The organism is Streptomyces sp. IBSBF 2435 (assembly GCF_036815005.1).
Lineage (GTDB): Bacteria > Actinomycetota > Actinomycetes > Streptomycetales > Streptomycetaceae > Actinacidiphila.
The window spans coordinates 1-16654 of the sequence record NZ_JAJSYW010000080.1 but is presented as its reverse complement, the minus strand read 5'-3'; the positions used below and the strand labels follow the sequence as shown (position 1 = coordinate 16654).

13 protein-coding genes and 1 tRNA gene are annotated in these 16654 nt (G+C 75.1%); 3 read left to right on the top strand and 11 right to left on the bottom strand.

Annotation, left to right across the window (positions count from 1 at the left end):
• Positions 1-35: 35 nt before the first annotated feature.
• The gene (locus tag V7E46_RS17565) at positions 36-1517 is read right to left on the bottom strand and encodes an MFS transporter (RefSeq protein WP_333769271.1); all 1482 of its coding nucleotides are present in this window, start codon (positions 1515-1517) and stop codon (positions 36-38) included.
• 204 nt (positions 1518-1721) lie between these two features.
• On the opposite strand from V7E46_RS17565, the gene V7E46_RS17560 reads away from it, so the two are divergent.
• Positions 1722-1793: transfer RNA gene (locus V7E46_RS17560), tRNA-Cys, on the top strand.
• A 287-nt stretch (positions 1794-2080) separates the two neighbouring features.
• A complete protein-coding gene (locus V7E46_RS17555) occupies positions 2081-2836 on the top strand; it encodes an isocitrate lyase/PEP mutase family protein (protein ID WP_329178628.1) in 756 nt (251 codons plus the stop codon).
• A gap of 16 nt (positions 2837-2852) precedes the next feature.
• On the opposite strand, the gene V7E46_RS17550 is transcribed toward V7E46_RS17555, so the two are convergent.
• From V7E46_RS17550 to V7E46_RS17505, 10 genes are all read right to left on the bottom strand, one after another.
• Positions 2853-3695, bottom strand: a complete 843-nt coding sequence (locus tag V7E46_RS17550) for a hypothetical protein (RefSeq protein ID WP_333769270.1) — start codon at positions 3693-3695, stop codon at positions 2853-2855.
• A gap of 15 nt (positions 3696-3710) precedes the next feature.
• A complete protein-coding gene (locus V7E46_RS17545; RefSeq protein WP_333769269.1) occupies positions 3711-4256 on the bottom strand; it encodes a hypothetical protein in 546 nt (181 codons plus the stop codon).
• Positions 4256-5881, bottom strand: coding sequence for a hypothetical protein (locus tag V7E46_RS17540; RefSeq protein WP_333769268.1), 1626 nt, complete (start codon positions 5879-5881; stop codon positions 4256-4258). Before V7E46_RS17540 ends, V7E46_RS17545 begins: the two co-directional genes overlap by 1 nt.
• A gap of 122 nt (positions 5882-6003) precedes the next feature.
• Positions 6004-8316 (bottom strand): xanthine dehydrogenase family protein molybdopterin-binding subunit, encoded by a 2313-nt coding sequence (locus V7E46_RS17535; protein WP_443054212.1) that lies wholly within the window; start codon positions 8314-8316, stop codon positions 6004-6006.
• A gap of 100 nt (positions 8317-8416) precedes the next feature.
• Positions 8417-9604 (bottom strand): (2Fe-2S)-binding protein, encoded by a 1188-nt coding sequence (locus tag V7E46_RS17530; RefSeq protein ID WP_333769267.1) that lies wholly within the window; start codon positions 9602-9604, stop codon positions 8417-8419.
• Positions 9601-10473, bottom strand: coding sequence for an FAD binding domain-containing protein (locus V7E46_RS17525; protein WP_329178619.1), 873 nt, complete (start codon positions 10471-10473; stop codon positions 9601-9603). Before V7E46_RS17525 ends, V7E46_RS17530 begins: the two co-directional genes overlap by 4 nt.
• Before the next feature lie 266 nt (positions 10474-10739).
• Positions 10740-12356 (bottom strand): beta-N-acetylhexosaminidase, encoded by a 1617-nt coding sequence (locus V7E46_RS17520; RefSeq protein WP_333769266.1) that lies wholly within the window; start codon positions 12354-12356, stop codon positions 10740-10742.
• A gap of 481 nt (positions 12357-12837) precedes the next feature.
• Positions 12838-14103, bottom strand: coding sequence for a tetratricopeptide repeat protein (locus V7E46_RS17515; RefSeq protein WP_333769265.1), 1266 nt, complete (start codon positions 14101-14103; stop codon positions 12838-12840).
• Between the two features lie 27 nt (positions 14104-14130).
• Positions 14131-14433 carry a DUF3039 domain-containing protein gene (locus V7E46_RS17510; RefSeq protein WP_033176250.1) on the bottom strand — a complete coding sequence of 101 codons (303 nt, stop codon included), beginning with the start codon at positions 14431-14433 and terminating at the stop codon, positions 14131-14133.
• Between the two features lie 11 nt (positions 14434-14444).
• Positions 14445-15023 carry a YqgE/AlgH family protein gene (locus V7E46_RS17505; RefSeq protein WP_333769264.1) on the bottom strand — a complete coding sequence of 193 codons (579 nt, stop codon included), beginning with the start codon at positions 15021-15023 and terminating at the stop codon, positions 14445-14447.
• Positions 15024-15187: 164 nt separating this feature from the next.
• Here V7E46_RS17505 and murA point away from each other — a divergent pair, with 164 nt between their 5' ends.
• The gene (murA, locus tag V7E46_RS17500) at positions 15188-16561 is read left to right on the top strand and encodes a UDP-N-acetylglucosamine 1-carboxyvinyltransferase (protein ID WP_333769263.1); all 1374 of its coding nucleotides are present in this window, start codon (positions 15188-15190) and stop codon (positions 16559-16561) included.
• Positions 16562-16654 lie beyond the last annotated feature (93 nt).

The window sequence follows — 16654 nt, the reverse complement described above, 5'->3', positions numbered from 1 at the left end:
GTCCGGCACCGGCCCCGCCTGGGGTGCGACCGATGTCACACCGCCTTCCCGGGCCGCGCCGCCGCCGGCTGCCCGCCGCCGCGCAGCCGGGCCGCGACCGCCGCCGCGACCAGGGCGAGGACCGCGGCGGGCAGGAAGACGGCGGCGAAGGCGGCCGGGTGGGCGGTGACCGCCGCGGTGGCCCCGGCGGTCGCCGAAGGGGCCGGGGAGCCGCCGCCGAGGGCCGCGAAGACCGTACCGGCGGCGGCGACCAGCACGACGTTGGCGAGGGCGTCGGAGACCTGGAGGGCCGCGGAGTTGGTGCCCGCGTCCTGCGGCCGGGACATCCGCATCATCAGCACCGTCAGGGTGGAGATCACCATCCCCATCCCCAGGCCCGCCAGGCACCAGGCGACCGCGACGATCCACACCGGCACGGCGTGGTCCAGCGTCAGCGGCACCGCCGCGATCGCGGCGGCCGACAGCGCCATGCCGATCCGCACCAGCCGCTCGCGCACCGGCTCGTAGCGCGGCCTGGCCTGCACGTAAGAGCCGAGCGCCCAGGTCAGGCCGCCGCCCGCGAGCGACAGGCCGGCCATCGTCGCCGACAGGCCGCGCTGGGTGACCAGCATCAGCGGGATGAAGGTCTCGGCGGCGGCGAAGGTGCCGGCCGCCAGGCCGCGCATCAGCACCACCGTGGGCAGCCCGCGGGCCGCCCGGAAGGTGCCGGGCGGCAGCAGCCGCCGCGCGGCCGGCACGAGCAGGGCCGCACCGGCCAGCGCGGGCAGTGCCGAGACCGGCCGCAGGTCCTGGCCCGCGTACTGGAGCAGCACCGCGCCGACGGCGAGCGCGACCGCGAGCCAGATCCGCCGGCCGTCCATACCGGGCCGCGGCCCCGCCGCCTGGCTCCCTGGCGCCGCCACGGTACGCCGCAGCGCGGGCAGCATCACCGCGAGCGGCAGCACCACCAGCGCCGGGATGGCCAGGAAGACCCAGCGCCAGCCCAGTTGCTCCGTCACCGTGCCGGACACCAGCGGCCCGACGATCGACGGCACCACCCAGGACGCCGAGAACGACGCCATCACCGAGGGCCGCAGCCGCTCCGGATACGCCCGCCCCACCACCACGTACAGCGCGACGATCACCAGGCCGCCGCCGAAGCCCTGGACGGCCCGCCCCAGGACGAACGTGCTCATCGCGGCGGCCGTCCCGCTCACCACCAGCCCGGCGGCGAAGGCCGCGATCCCGGCGGTCAGCGGCGCCAGCGGCCCGCTGCGGTCGCACCACTGGCCGCTGACCACCATCGCGAGCAGCGAGGTCGTGAAGTAGCCGGAGAAGCCGAACGCATAGAGCCCCAGGCCGTGCAGGTCGCGGGCGGCGATCGGCATCGCGGTGCTCACGGCGGTGGCCTCGAACGCCACCAGCAGCACCACCGAGACCACCCCGAGCGTCAGCGCCCGGTACTCCCGGCCCAGGATGCCGCCCGTCCGCTCCCCGGGTATCAGGCCTTCGGCGGTTCGTTCCTCTGCGACAGTCACCGGCCCAGCGTAAGGGGCAATACGGCATTTCACCCCTGCCGCGAGACCGTACCGGCCTCCGCCTTGCGTCCTACTCCCCCGGCCCCTGGCCCCTGGCCGCGTCTGTCCCGTGTGAACGGCGTATGGCAGTCGTATGGCACCCCCGCACGCCCCATTGACCCGGACCGCCCGCACCCGCCATGGTCGAAGCACACCGCACGACACGGCCGTGTGCCCGAGTGGTTGAGGGACTCGCCTGCAAAGCGAGTTACGCCGGTTCGATTCCGGTCACGGCCTCGGAAGAGGGCTCGCCCCGTGCGAAGCGGCCGGCCCGGCGCTGTCTCCACAGTGCCGGGCCGGCCGCTTTTCCGCGTGCGCTCCGGCGCACCTCCGCCCTGGCCGAACGGAGCGTTCGGCGGCCCGTCCCCGCCCGGCCCCGGGCCGGACCGTCGCCGGAGCCTGACGCCGCCCGGCGGCGAGCGGACGGCTGTTCCGGATTCCGCCTGCTCCGCCCGTGACTGGCCCACACTTTCCGGTGCCCAGTGGCGCACTGCGGCGGGCCGCGACGCCGTAACGTCGGGCGCATGACGGAGCGAACGAAGGAAACGCCGGCCAAGACCGGCGCGGACGCGCTGCGGGCGCTGCACCACGGGCGGGCGGTCGGCGACCCCCTGGTGCTGCCCGGGCCGTGGGACGCGGCCAGCGCGCGGGTCTTCGCCGACGCCGGATTCCCCGCGCTGGCCACACCGAGCGCCGGGATCTCCGCGTCCCTCGGGTACGAGGACGGCGAGGGCACGCCCCCCGACGAGATGTTCGCCGCGATCCGCCGCATCACCCGGGCCGTCGAGGTGCCCGTGAGCGCCGATGTCGAGGCCGGTTACGGACTGCCCGCCGCCGAGCTGGTCGAACGCCTCCTGGAGGCCGGCGCCGCCGGGTGCAACCTGGAGGACTCCGACCCGGCGGGCACAGCGCTCTTCGACGCCGAACGGCAGGCCGACCGGCTCGCCGAGGTCCGCGCGGCGGCCGGGCGGGCACTGGTGATCAACGCGCGCGTCGACACCTACCTGCGGGGGCCGCGGACGCCGGCCGCGGCCATCGAGCGCGGGCTGCGCTACGCCGCCGCGGGCGCCGACTGCGTCTACCCGATCCTCGCCCCCGCGACCCACCTCGCCGCCATCGCCGAGGCCGTCGGCGTCCCCGTCAACGCCCTGTGCAGGCCCGGCAGCCCCTCCCCGCGCGAACTCGGCGCGCTGGGCGCCACCCGGGTCACCTTCGGCGGCGGCCTCCAGGCCGAGGCGCTGGAGGCGGTCAAGGCGATGGCCTCGGGCATGATCCGCTGACCGCGCCGGCCGCCGCTCAGCCGGAGCAGTAGCCGTCCGGGCAGAAGGAGTCCCGCAGGACCTGGAAGACCTGCTGGTAGGCCGACCAGTCGGAGTCCGGCCCGGCGACGAGCAGCGCGTACTGCACGTCGTCGGGGCCGGTGAAGGCCCGGTCCACGACATGGCGGGTGACACCGTCGTCGCGGACGTACGTGTACTCCAGCTCGGCGGCGTCGGGCGCCTGGTCGGTGACGGACCGCAGCCCGATCAGCCGGTACTGGTCGTCCGTCGAGACCGTCGTCCGGGTCGCCGCGAGGGACTCGTAGGGCGTCGTCTCGGGCCCGTCGAGCGTGTAGACCTGGATCAGGCTCTCCCCGTCCGCGGACTGGTAGTAGACGCTGGCGCCCCTGGTGCTGCGCTGCCAGAACTCGGGCACGGCGATCGTGAAGCCGGCCGGGTCCTGGACCTCCTCGAAGCCGGACGGCAGCGCCGTCGCCGTGTCGCCGGTCGCCGTGTCACCGGTCGTACCGGAGCCGTCCGTCGTACCGGAGCCGTCCGAGCCGTCGCTCCCGACCGGGTCGTCGCCCGTGCCGTCGCCCGTGCCCGGGTCCGTCGGATCCATCGGCGCGCCGATGGAGTAGTCCGGCGACCGCTCCGACGCGTCGGAGCCGGCCCTGCCGCCCACCAGCGCCCACAGCCCGGCGCCCGCCGCCACGCAGAGCAGCACCGCCACGACGGCCACGATCGTCACCCGCCGGCTGCTGTTGCCGCGCGACAGCCCGCCCACCGGCGGCGGTACGTCCACCGGGAACAGGCCGCCGTCCGACCCGGGCGGCGGGTCCTGCACCCAGCGCTGATTCTCATCGTCCCATCTGGCCATGCCGACCGCCCCCTTTCAGCCGAGCAGTTGCAGGCACGCCTGGACGACCGCCGCCGCGGAGGCGAGCCCGGCCGCGGCTGTCGCACCGAGGTCGAGCCGGTCGCGCAGCCACTGCAGCCGACTGCGCCGCACCTGGCCGCTCTCGGCGATCTCCCGCTCGGCCCCGGCGAGTTCGGCGTCGATCTCGGCCGTCTCCGCGCTGGGCGCCAGCACGCGCAGCTGCTCGCGCAGCACGCCGACGGCGGCGGCCAACTCCGCGGACGCCGCCACGTACGGCGACGAGGCGTCGAGCGCGCGGGCGTCCCGGCCCGCCGCGACCGCCCCGCCGGTCATCGCGCCGACGCCGATACCGGCGGGCGGCGCGGACACCGGCGGACCGGCGTAAGGGGGCGGCGGGGCCGCCGCGGCCCGCCTGGCGCGGTCCTCCGCGCGGGCGCCCGTACCGGCCGCCGCCGCCCCGCCGGTCATCACGCCGATCGCGATACCGCCCGCGCCCTGCGCCGTACCGGCCGCCTCCCGCGACGGCTCCGCCGCGTCCTGCTCCTCGGATTCCTCCGCCATCACGCACCACCCTCCGTGTGCTTCGCCGACGCCCGCTCCCCCGCCGCGACCGCGCCACCGCTCATCACGCCGATGTAGACCCCGCCGCTGACGTTGACGATCTGCTGCTCGAACTCGCCCGTGGCGTAGCCCTTCGACCGCAGCGCGTCCAGCACACCGCTGGCGATGCGGTCCTGGACGGTCTTCACATAGCGGCTGACGTCCATTTCCTGGAAGAGCGAGACCTCCCGCGCGCTGCCCAGCTCCCTCACCGATGCGGCCGGCCCGTCGGGCAGCGCGTGCTGCGGGTCGGCCAGCCAGGTGCGGAAGACCGTGACGCCGGTACGCAGCAGGCACGCGCCGGCCGCCAGACCGGCGCCGGGGCTCGCCATCAGGCCGCGCAGCGCGTGCCGGACCGGGTCGGCCTGGCCGCGCGCCTCGATCACGTCCACGGCCCTGAACTCCGGCCGCACGGGGGTCAGCACGTGCGGGACGACCTCCAGGACGAGCATGCCTCCCTGGGTGTGGACCCGGACCAGGACCGTCACGACGATCTGCTCGTCCCATGCGCCGATCCTGATGCGCAGGAAGTGGCGGCGCGCCTCGCCGCCCTCGCCGGCCGCGTCCTTCAGGTGCTGGCCGACGGCGTCCGCCGCGTAGACCACCTCCGCGCGGTTCAACCCGGCCGGCAGGTAGACGAATTCGTCGATCTCCAGCGTGCGCAGCCGGTCCCTGCTGTCCGCGGCGGAGTCGCGCAGCGCCGTCATCCGGGGCTTGATGAGCTCGATGACCTCGCGGGCGGCGAGCAGCTGCGGCCGGGCGGGCGGGGCGCCGTCCGGCACCTTGGCCGGCTTCAACTCCATCGCCAGCGACCAGGGTTCGTAGGGCTCGCCGGCGCCGATGAAAGGCCGGAAGGGGTCGTAGATGGTCAGCTGGGAGTGCTGCTCGCGGTCGATGGCCGCGCCGATCCGCCGCCATTGCGCGGAGTCGGCCAGTGCCGCGCGGGGCGCCCGCGAGTAGGCCGCGCGGCCCAGCTCGTGGCACATCACGGCGGTCACATGCCCGCGGTAGGCCCAGACCGGTACCGCCAGCAGGAACGGGAAGAACGCGCCCGCCCAGGCGTCCCGGCCGCTGAGCAGCGCGGTGGCCACCGACAGCACGTACAGCACGCCCACCAGCGGGGTGACCACGGGCAGCAGCAGCTTGAGCCGGCCGCGGGTGGCCTCCTTGATCATGGCGCGGTCCAGGGTGAAGACCGCCAGGCCCACCCCGGACGCGCTGCGCCGGACCCAGGCCACCGCGCACAGCGCCGCGTAGGCCGCGAACCACGGAATGGGCAGCATCGTCTCGGAGCCGGTGCCGGCCAGCCACACGCCGATGAACGCCGCCCAGATCAGCAGCAGCCACGCCCCGGTCTGCGCCTCCTGGCGGCGGGCGCGCAGCGCGTGCGCGAGGACGGGCAGCGCGTCGATGCCGAGCGACGGCGGGACCGGGCGCTCCTCGTGCTGGACCAGTTCCTCGATGACCTGGCTGCGGAAGCCGGTGTCGAAGTAGACCCCGGCGCTGAGCAGCCTCGTCGCCTCGGTACGGAAGGCCGGCGGGGCGCCGTCCCTGGGCGGCGGCACGGGTCGGATGGGTATCGTCATACGTCCCCCGTTGTCCGAATGCACCCGCAGATGATGCGAGTTGTACAACTGACGTTACCGGGAGTATGACGGCCCGTCAGCCGGGCCGCAGCACCCGCGGGACAACGGGGGGACCAAAAATCCTACGCCGGGGGTTTGACGATCGCCGCCTGCGGGCGGATGGGCAGCCGTGCGATGGGCCGGCCGGTGGCGGCGCGGACCGCGGCGGCCACCGCGGCCGGGGACGTCACGACCGGCACCGCGCTGACCGCCTTGGCCCCGAAGGGGGCCACGACGTCGCGCTCCTCGACCAGCTTGACGATCCGCACGTCCGGCGCGTCCAGGGCGGTGGGCAGGGCGTAGCCGGTCAGGCTCGGGCGCTTGACGATGCCGCGGGGCGCCCGCAGGTCCTCCATCAGGGCCAGCCCGACGCCCTGCGTGACCCCGGCCTCGATCCGCGCGGCGAGCTGCCGCGGGTTGAGGATCCGGCCGACGTCCTGGGCGACGGCGAGTTCGACCACCCGGACCGCGCCCAGCTCGATGTCGACGTCGACCACCGCGCGGATCGCGCAGAAGGTGAGCCCGACGAAGGCGTCGCCCTGGCCGGTCTCGTCGAGCCGGTCGGTGGGGTGCGGGCGGCACTGCGCGGTCGCCCACAGCTCCTTGCCGTCCAGTGTCTCGGCGACCGTCGTCGAGAGCACCCCGTCGTAGGAGGTGATCTTCCCGTCGGCGATGGCCAGCAGCTCGACCGACATGCCGAACTTCGCCGCGAGCGGCTGGAGGAGCTGGGTCCGCACCATCTTCGCGGCCCGCTCGACGGCCCCGCCGGAGACCCAGGTGTGCCGGCCGCGGGCGGAAGGGCCCGCGGGCGGCTGGTCGGTGTCGGAGGGCAGCACACGCACGTCCTCGACGCCCAGCACCTCCTGGACGATCTGCCGGGCCAGGGTCGTGAAGCCCTGCCCGGTCTCGACGGCGGCGCAGATGACGGTGGCGCGGCCGTCGTGGACGCGGACGGTCGCGGTGGACACCTCGTCGGTGCCCTCGGCGCCGAGCACATGGACCATGCCGAGCGCGTAGCCGACCCCGCGGCGCACCGCGCCGGGCTCGCCCGCGCCCGAGGTGCCGCCGGGCAGCAGCCACTGCGACTCGTCGTCGCCGTCGGGCAGCGGCGGCAGGTCGGCGTCGCGCACGGCCTTCAGCAGCTCGCCGACCGGGGCCGGGCAGGTGACGGTCTGCCCGGTGGGCAGCAGGTCGCCGGTCGCCAGCACATTGCGCATCCGGATCTCGGCGGGCTCCAGGCCGATCTTCGCGGCGAGCTTGTCCATCTGGCCCTCGTAGGCCGTGCAGACCTGGAGCGCGCCCTCGCCGCGTACGTGCCCGGACGGGGGGTTGTTGGTGCGGACCGCCCAGCCCTCGACGAAGACGTGCGGGACGACGTAGGGCCCGGCGGCGAAGGCCACCGCGGCGGCCAGCGCGTCGGAGGAGGCGTCGGCGTAGGCGCCCGCGTCGAGCAGGATCTGCGCCTCGACCTTCACCAGCCGGCCGTCCGCGTCCGCGTGGTGGCGGTAGCGCAGCAGGGTGGGGTGGCGGTGGGCGTGGCCGAGGAAGGACTCCTCGCGGGTGGCGACGAATTTGACCGGGCAGCCGGTCTTGAGCGCCAGCAGGCCCAGCGGCAGCTGGATGCCGGAGTCCTCACGGTCGCCCATCGCGCCGGGCACCCCGGTGACGACGACCTTGACGTGGCCGGCCTCAAGGCCGAAGCAGGCGGCGGCGATGTCGCGGTCGGCGTGCGGGTCGGTGGAGGCGACGTACAGCTCGACGCCGCCGTCGGGGCGGGGCACGGCGAGGCCCGCCTCGGCGCCGATCGGGGCCGGGTCCTGGCGGCCGACCCGGTAGAGGCCCTCGACGATGACGTCGCCGACGGTGTCGGGGTCGCCGAAGCGCAGCGGGATGTGCCGGATCAGGTTGCCGTCGGGGTGCAGCGGCTCGGCGGCGAACGCCTTCTCCGGGTCGGTGACGGGTTCGAGCACGTCGTATTCGACCAGGATCGCGGCGGCGGCCAGCCGGGCGGTGTCCGGGTGGTCGGCGGCGACGGCGGCGATCGGCTCGCCGTGGTGCCGCACGATGTCCTTGGCGAAGACCGGGCGGTCGGCTACGAGCCGCCCGTGCATGGCGTCGCCGGGCACGTCCTCGTGCGTGACGACGGCGCGCACGCCCGGCATGGCGGCGGCCTCGGTGGTGTCGATACGGACGATGCGGGCGTGCGGGTACGGCGAGCGCAGGACCGCGGCCCACAGCAGTCCCTCGGCCCACAGGTCGGCCGCGTACGGATACGTGCCCTGCGTCTTGGCCGCCGCGTCGGTGGACGGCACCGACATGCCGATGCCGTGCGGCGGGCCGCCGCCGGCCAGGGTCTCGGCGACGGGGGCGGGTCCTGGTCCGTCGATGACGCTCATCGCCCGCCTCCCGCGGCGCTTCGGGCGGCCGGGCGGGCGCCCGCCCGCCCGGGCGGGCGGCCGGGCGGCCGGGCGTCGGCGTAGGGGTGGCGCTTGGGGGTCATACGGCGGCCTCCGGGGACGTGGGGCCGGGCTGGGCGGGGATACGGGGCGACGACGGGGCGTCGTCGCCGTCGCGGGCGCTGACGACCTGGCGTACCGCGTCGATCACCCCGCGGTAGCCGGAGCAGCGGCACAGGTTGCCGGACAGGGCCTGGCGCGTTTCGAGGTCGGTGGGCCGGTGGTTGCCCTCCAGCAGGTCATGGACGGTCATCGCCATGCCCGGGATGCAGAAGCCGCACTGCACGGCGCCGCATTCGGCCAGCGCCTGCTGCACGTCGGAGGGCCGGCCGTCGGACGACAGGCCCTCGACGGTGCGCACTTCGCTGCCCGCAGCGGTTGCGGCCGGCACCAGGCAGGAGGCGACGAGCCGCCCGTCCACCTGGACCGAGCAGGCACCGCACTCGCCCTGCTCGCAGCCGTCCTTGGCCCCTGCCAGGCCGAGGCGTTCGCGCAGCACGTACAGCAGCGACTCGCCGAGCCAGGCGTCGGTGACCGGCCGCTCGGTGCCGTTGACCCGCAACAGGTAGGAGGCGAGCGGGTGTTCGCTGCGGGTCTCCTCGGCGAACTCGGGCTCGGGCTCCGGAGCGGCCTCGGGCTGCGGCTCGGGTTCGGGCTGCGGCTCGGCGGCCGGCGGCAGGCCGCCGGGCTCCGGGTCCGCCTCCGGCGCCGCGTGGTCGGCGGCCGGCGCCTCGTCGGTCACCGCCGACCACGCGGCCTCCGCCGCGGCCTGGTCGACCGGCTGCCACGGCACCGCCTCGCCGCTGGAGAAGGCCGACCACTGCCCCTCGGGCCCGGGGGCCGCTTCGGGCTCCGCTGCCGCCTGCGCGGCCGCGGCCAGCGCCGCCGCGGCGCCCTGCCCGAACATCCCGGCGGGGAAGGACTGCGTGGGCGCCGCGGGCGAGGGCGCCCGGTCCCACGAGGAGGTGAAGGCGCCGACCGCGTACTCGCCCGAGTCGCCCTCGGTCTCATCCCTTACGACCGGGATCGCCCACTGGGTGGCCGGGTCGGCCTCCCCCGCGGGGCCGTGCGCGCCCAGCGGGTCCTCGCCCGGCCGCGGCTCGGGCGGCAGTTGGGCGGCGAAGGACACATGCATGGTCTGGTCGGGGTCGTAGTCCCCGCCGCCCGGTACGGGCTGCCAGGCCCCGGAGTTGCCGGGCGGGCCCGGCTGCTGCGGCTGGTCGGTCATGCCAGGGCCCTCCCGAGCGCTCGGCGGGACAGTGCGGCCACCGTGCGGCGCAGCTGGACGGCGGCCGGGGGCAGTTCGACCCCCGGCTGGTCGGGGATGCACGCGGCGGCGACGTACTCCCCGAAGGCCGTGCACGCCTCCGGGGCGAGGCTGCGCTCGCCGTCCCAGTCGATCAGGCCGGCCACCCACTGCTCGGCCTCCAGCGGGCGCAGCGGCACCTGGGCGACCGCGCCGACCGCGCAGCGCACCTGGCGCCGGGCCGGGTCCACGACGAGCGCGACGGAGGCGACCGCCCGGCCGGGGCCCGTGCGCCCGGTGGCCTTGAGGAAGGTCTGCGGGGCGTGCAGCAGCGGGATGCGGACGAAGGCCAGCAGCTCGCCGGGGCGCAACGGGTCCATGCCGGTCAGCAGATGGCTGACCGGGATCTCCCGGTCGGCCTCGGGACCCGCGAGGATGACGCTCGCCTCCAGCGCCGCCAGCACCGGGAGGGCGTCACCGGTGGGCGCGGCGGAGACGATGTTGCCGCCGAGGGTGCCCGCGTTGCGGATCTGCGGGGGTCCCGCCGAACGGGCGGCGGTGGCGAGCGCGGGGATGAGCGCGGCGAAGTCCGGGCGGCCCATACGCGCGTGGGTGAGTCCCGCGCCGAGCAGCGCGGCCCCGTCGGCGTACTGCCAGCCGCGGATCTCGGCGATGCGGCCGAGCCCGACAAGTGCGGCCGGGCGCAGCAGCCCGGCGTTGACCGACGCCATCAGATCGGTGCCGCCCGCGACCGGCACCGCGCTGGGCATGGCGGCGAGCGCCGCCACCGCCTCGTCGAGCGAGGACGGCAACGTGACATTCTCTGCGGTCTGCTGTGCATACGTGCTCACGCAGCTGCCCCTTCCCGGCCTTCCTCCGTCACGCGGTAGCCGTACCGTACGTGCTGAGCGCCCGGACGTGGCAACTCTGGCACATCTTCCCCCGGGGTCGGCGCGAGGGTCCACGAAGTACCGATCCGTCCGGCCACGCGTGCGATCGTACGTCTCCCGGGGAAATTGGCACAGTGCCTGAATTGCCATCCTTCGTGTGTGTTGCGGCGGTTACGGGTCCACCGTGCCAGGTCCGCCGCCGCCTGGTGCGGAAGTCGCGGAATTGCTCACACGATCGGGGGCGGCCCGTCCAACGGCCGCCCCAGGACGCCGGGACGGCGCTGCCAGGGCAGCGGACCGCCGGGCGGGCGGTATTCCACTCCCAGGGCGTCCAGCCGGGCGTAGTGGGCGCGCATCCTGGCCTCGAAGCCGGACCAGTCGCGCTCGGCGGGCGCGGGCAGGTGCGACCAGGCGACCTCGGCCAGCGCGGCGAGCCGCGGGTAGACCGCGTAGTCCACCGCCCGCGGTGAGTCCAGGACTTCGGTCCACACATTGGCCTGGGTGCCGATGACGTGTTCCGCCTCGGCCGCCGTCAGTTCCGCGGGGACCGGCTCGAAGCGGTAGACGTCCTCCAGGGTCCGCACATGCGCGATCGGCACCGGCTCGTCGGGGCCGTCCGCCTGCCGCCAGTCCAGATACACCTGGCCCTGCGGGCACATGACCACGTCGTGCCCGGCCCTTGCCGCGGCGATCCCGCCCGCGTAGCCCTGCCAGGACGACACCGCGGCGCCCTCCGCGAGGCCGCCCTCCAGGATCTCGTCCCAGCCGATCAGCCGCCGCCCGCGGTCCGCGAGCCAGCGGTCGAAGTGCCGGATCAGCGCGCTCTGCAGGGCGTCCTCGTCCGCCACCCCGAGTTCGGCGATCCGCGCCTGAGCGGCGGGCGAGGCCCGCCACTGCTCCTTGGGACACTCGTCGCCGCCGATGTGGAAGAACGTGCCCGGGAAGATGTCCAGCAGCTCGGCCAGCACGTTCTCGTAGAAGCGCAGGGTCGCCTCGGCGGGCGCCAGCACGTTGGGGTTCACGCCCCAGTGCGGCAGCACCGGCAGCGCGGCGGTGTCCACGACGTCGGCGTTGCCGAGTTCCGGATACGCGGCGATCGCCGCCTGCGAGTGGCCCGGGATGTCGATCTCCGGCACCACGGTGATGTGCCGGTCCGCGGCGTACGCGACGATCTCCCGCAGGTCGTCCTGGGTGTAGTAACCGCCGTGCGGGCGCTCGTCCCACAGCGGGGACTCCCGCAGCCCGACCTTCGTCCTGTGCCGCCACGCGCCGACCTCGGTCAGCCGCGGGTAGCGGGTGATCTCCGGGCGCCAGCCCTGGTCGTCGGTCAGGTGCAGGTGCAGCACGTTCAGCTTGTGCGCGGCCATCAGGTCCAGGTGGCGCAGGACGCCGTCCTTGGGCATGAAGTGGCGCGCGACGTCCAGCATGAAGCCGCGCCAGTGGAAGCGGGGCCTGTCCTCGATGTCGCAGACCGGCACGGTCCAGGTCCGGTCCCGGCGGACCGGGGCGCGGCGGAAGGCCGCCGGGTCCATGAGCTGGCGCAGTGTCTGCGCGGCCCAGAAGACGCCGGCCGCGTCGCCGCCGGTGAGCCGCACGGTGTCCGGGCCCACCGTCAGCCGGTACGCCTCCCGGCCGAGGGCCGGGTCCACGGTGAGGCGTACGGTGCTGCCGCGCTCGCCGCCCGCGCCGGCGGGGAAGTCCAGGCCGGCCGCCGGCCCGAGCACCCCGCGCAGCCAGCGGGCGGTGGACTCGGCCCCCCTCCCGGCCTCCAGCCGCGTGCCGGCGCCCAGCTCGAACGTGCCGCCCTCTGTCCGCGTCCGCCGCGGCTGCGGGATGAGATCCATGGGCCCATCCTTCCCTGCGGTGCGCCCGTCCGGGCAGGTGGGTGCGGTTCCGGTGCCCCTCGCGGCCTGACGACCGCCCCGTACGGTACGCCCCCGCCTGCGACGCCGCGGTGGCGTGCCGCGGTTCCCCGCGGCTCTGGGTGCTTGCCACGTGCGGTGGCCTGCCGCCTGTCGCGCCGTCGTGGTTGCGCGCGCAGTTCCGCCCCCAGAGCTTCGCCGGGGGCACCCCCAGTGCCACCTGGGCGCTGCCACGTGCGGTGGTGTCGCTTCTCTCCCGCCATCTCGGCCGGGCGCGCAGTTCCCCGCGCCCCTTCGGGGCTCGGCTCCTCTGCCGCAGCGGGCAAGCCGGCAGGGGCGCGCGGAAATGCGCGCCCAGCCACGGCCGTGGTGCAGGCGACAGGCCCGCGCAAGGGGCACCGCCCGTAGGCGTATGCCGGGCGCTCGGGCCCGCGCAGGGGCAGCCCCGGGGCGCGGGGCCGGGCTAGAGGGACCGGGAGCGCACGGCTCGGGCGCGGGCCGAGAAGACCGCCGCGGCCAGCCAGGTCGCGGCGAGCCAGCCCGCATGGGCAAGCGTGAGGTCGCGCCACGTGCCCCTGGACGCGGACCCGCCGACCGCCGCCGCCAGCGTCGCCCCCAGCAGCAGCGCGGGCACCACGATCTGGAGCCGGCCGAACCACGAGAGGAGGAAAGCCCGCCGGGCGAACTCCGCCCCGTACCACCAGTGCACGCCGACCACGGCGAGAGCGACCCCGGCGACCCCGGCCGCGGTCACCGGGACCGCGGCCCACAGCGGCCACAGCTCGCGCCGCCAGGCGCGGTCGGCGATGAGGCCGGTGGTCAGCAGCGGCGCCACGGGGATCGCGGCGCCGACATGCGCGGCCCGGATCTGCCACAGCCGGTCGTCCGCGGCCAGCTCCGTGCGGACGGTCGCCCTGATGCCCCGCAGCCGCGCCCGCGCCCCCGCGCCCGTACGCCTGCTGTGCACGCGTACGACGACGGCGAGCAGCACCGCGGTCACGAGGAGGACGACGCCGGCCGCGATGAACTGCCAGTCGTCGCCGGTCTCGATGCGGTAGAGCTGGATGCCCCAGAGCAGGGCGACGGCGACCCCGCCGGTGAGGACGCCGGCCCGGGGCGCCTGGAGCTGCCCGGGATCCGCCCCGAGCATCAGCGAGCGCTCGACCGCGGCGCGGTGCTCGGCCCGCAGCCGCCGGGGTATGCGGCCGAGGATGCTGCGGCCCGAGCTGAGCGAGCGTGCCAGCGCGACCTGCGCCTCGGCTTCCTGCGGGGCGAGGCCGACGGCCCGCCGTGCGGCGGCGACCGCGTCGGGGACGCGTCCGAGCCGCCGGTAGACGTCGGAGAGCAGCACGGCCGGCTCCCAGCCGTCCGGGTCCGCCCCGGTGGCGCGCAGCGCGACGATCAGGGCGTCGTGGGCCTCGTCGAGTGAGAGAAGGACCACACCGGCCAGCACGAAGACGTCGGCCGCCTCCGCGGGTCCGGCCAGCGCCAGCGCCCAGTCGACCGCCTCGCGGGCCTCGGGTCCGCGTTTCTCCTGCGCCAGGACCCAGGCCCGCAGCAGATAGCCGGCGCTGCCGTTGCGTTCGACGAAGGCGTCGCCGACCACGGCGTGCGCCTCCGCGAAGCGGCCCTGTCCGACCAGTGCGTGCACGCGCTCGCCGCTGGTGGAGTCGTCGTCGGGCGCGTCCGGCGTACCGAACACGCCCCCGTCACCCTCGTCGCCTTCCACGGGCCTCCCCTGTCCGCCGGAAGGGCGTCAGGCGTTGCCGCCGCTGCCCTTGCCGGACTTGTCCTTGTCTCCGCCGCCGCCGAGCGGCATGCCCTCGTAGATCTCCTTGCACATCGGGCAGACCGGATACTTCTTCGGATCGCGGCCGGGGACCCAGACCTTGCCGCACAGGGCGACGACGGGCGTGCCTTCCAGCGCGCTCGCCATGATCTTGTCCTTCTGGACATAGTGCGCGTAGCGCTCGTGGTCGCCGTCACCGTGGGAGAGCTGCGGAGTCGGCTCGACCAGAGTGCCGGTGCCCGCCCCGCGCTCGGGCTCAAGAGTGCTCATAAGAGTCAAGACTAGTTGAGAGACGGATCGTCGGGATACGTGGCCACCATCGCCAGCTCATTGCGCTGTCTGCGCAGCACCGCCCGCCACAGCCGCTCCGGGTTCGGCGCCGACACGTCGCCCGGCTCCGACTCGACCACGTACCAGGCGCCGTCGGCCAGCTCGCGCTCCAGCTGGCCGGGTCCCCAGCCGGAATACCCGGCGAAGATCCGCAGGCTGCCCAGCTCGGCGGCGAGCAGCTCCGGGGGGGCCTCCAGGTCGACCAGGCCGATCGCCCCGTGCACCCGGCGCCAGCCCAGCAGCTCGACGGGTTCGCCGGCACGGGGCTCGCCCGGCACCACGGCCAGCGCGAGCGCGGAGTCCAGCGAGACCGGGCCGCCCTGGAAGACGACCTGGGGCAGGCCGGCCAGCGCGGCCCACGGCTGGAGCACATCACCGACGCCGACCGGGGTGGGCCGGTTCAGGACGACGCCGAGCGACCCCTCCGCGTCGTGGTCGAGGAGCAGCACCACGGCCCGGTCGAAATTGGGGTCGGCCAGTTTCGGGGTGGCGACGAGCAGTCGCCCGGTGAGCGAGGACACCTCGGTCATGGCCACATGATCCCGCATGCCGCACCCCCGCGGGGGTCGTACGCGGGACCCGCGCCGGGCGGGCGGTGGTACGCGGTGGTACGGCCCCGCGGCGGGAGTCGCCGGGCGCATTACCATTTCCTCAGTTCTCCCTGGCTCTACCCGTTCCGACGATCGCGAGATCCATGACCGACATCGCCGATGTACTGCTTGTCCATGGCGGAACCCCCCTCGAAGGCGAGATCCGGGTCAGAGGCGCGAAGAATCTCGTGCCCAAGGCCATGGTCGCCGCCCTCCTGGGCAGCGAACCCAGCCGGCTGCGCAATGTGCCGGACATCCGCGACGTCAGAGTGGTGCGCGGGCTGCTCCAGCTGCACGGTGTGACGGTCAACGCCGGCGAGGAACCGGGCGAACTGGTGCTCGACCCGACCCGGGTGGAGAGTGCGAACGTCGCGGACATCGACGCGCACGCGGGCTCGTCGCGGATCCCGATCCTCTTCTGCGGCCCGCTGCTGCACCGGCTCGGCCACGCCTTCATCCCCGGCCTCGGCGGCTGCGACATCGGCGGCCGGCCGATCGACTTCCACTTCGACGTGCTGCGCCGCTTCGGCGCCACGATCGAGAAGCGGGCCGACGGGCAGTACCTGGAGGCCCCGCAGCGGCTGCGCGGCTGCAAGATCCGGCTGCCGTACCCGTCGGTGGGCTCGACCGAGCAGGTGCTGCTGACGGCGGTGCTCGCCGAGGGCGTCACCGAGCTGTCGAACGCCGCCGTCGAACCCGAGATCGAGGATCTGATCTGCGTCCTGCAGAAAATGGGCGCGATCATTTCCATGGACACCGACCGTACGATCCGGATCACCGGTGTGGACAAGCTGGGCGGGTACACGCACCGGGCGATTCCGGACCGGCTTGAGGCCGCTTCCTGGGCGAGCGCGGCGCTTGCCACCGAGGGCGACATCTACGTACGCGGCGCGCAGCAGCGGTCGATGATGACCTTCCTGAACACCTTCCGGCGGGTCGGCGGCGCCTTCACGATCGACGACGAGGGCATCAGGTTCTGGCACCCGGGCGGCCCGCTGAACGCCATCGCGCTGGAGACGGACGTCCACCCGGGCTTCCAGACCGACTGGCAGCAACCGCTCGTGGTGGCGCTGACGCAGGCGTCCGGGCTGTCCATCGTGCACGAGACGGTCTACGAGTCGCGGCTCGGCTTCACCTCGGCGCTGGGCCAGATGGGAGCGCACATCCAGCTGTACGCGGAGTGCCTGGGCGGCAGCGCGTGCCGGTTCGGGCAGCGCAATTTCCTGCACTCCGCCGTGGTGTCGGGGCCGACCAAACTGGAGGGCGCCGACCTGGTGATCCCGGACCTGCGCGGCGGCTTCTCGTACCTGATCGCGGCGCTGGCGGCGCAGGGCACCTCGCGGGTGCACGGCATCGACCTGATCAACCGCGGCTACGAGAACTTCCTGGCCAAGCTGGAGAGCCTGGGCGCGCACATCGAGCTGCCGGGCGCGGCGGCGCCCGCCGCCGCGGGGACCGCGGCGGCGGCAGTCGCCTGACACGGCCTCGCGGGGCCGTGTGCCCGCGCTGAACGGAAGGGGGGGGGGGGGGGGGCGGGGGGGGGGGGGGGGGGGGGGGGGGGGGGGGGGGGG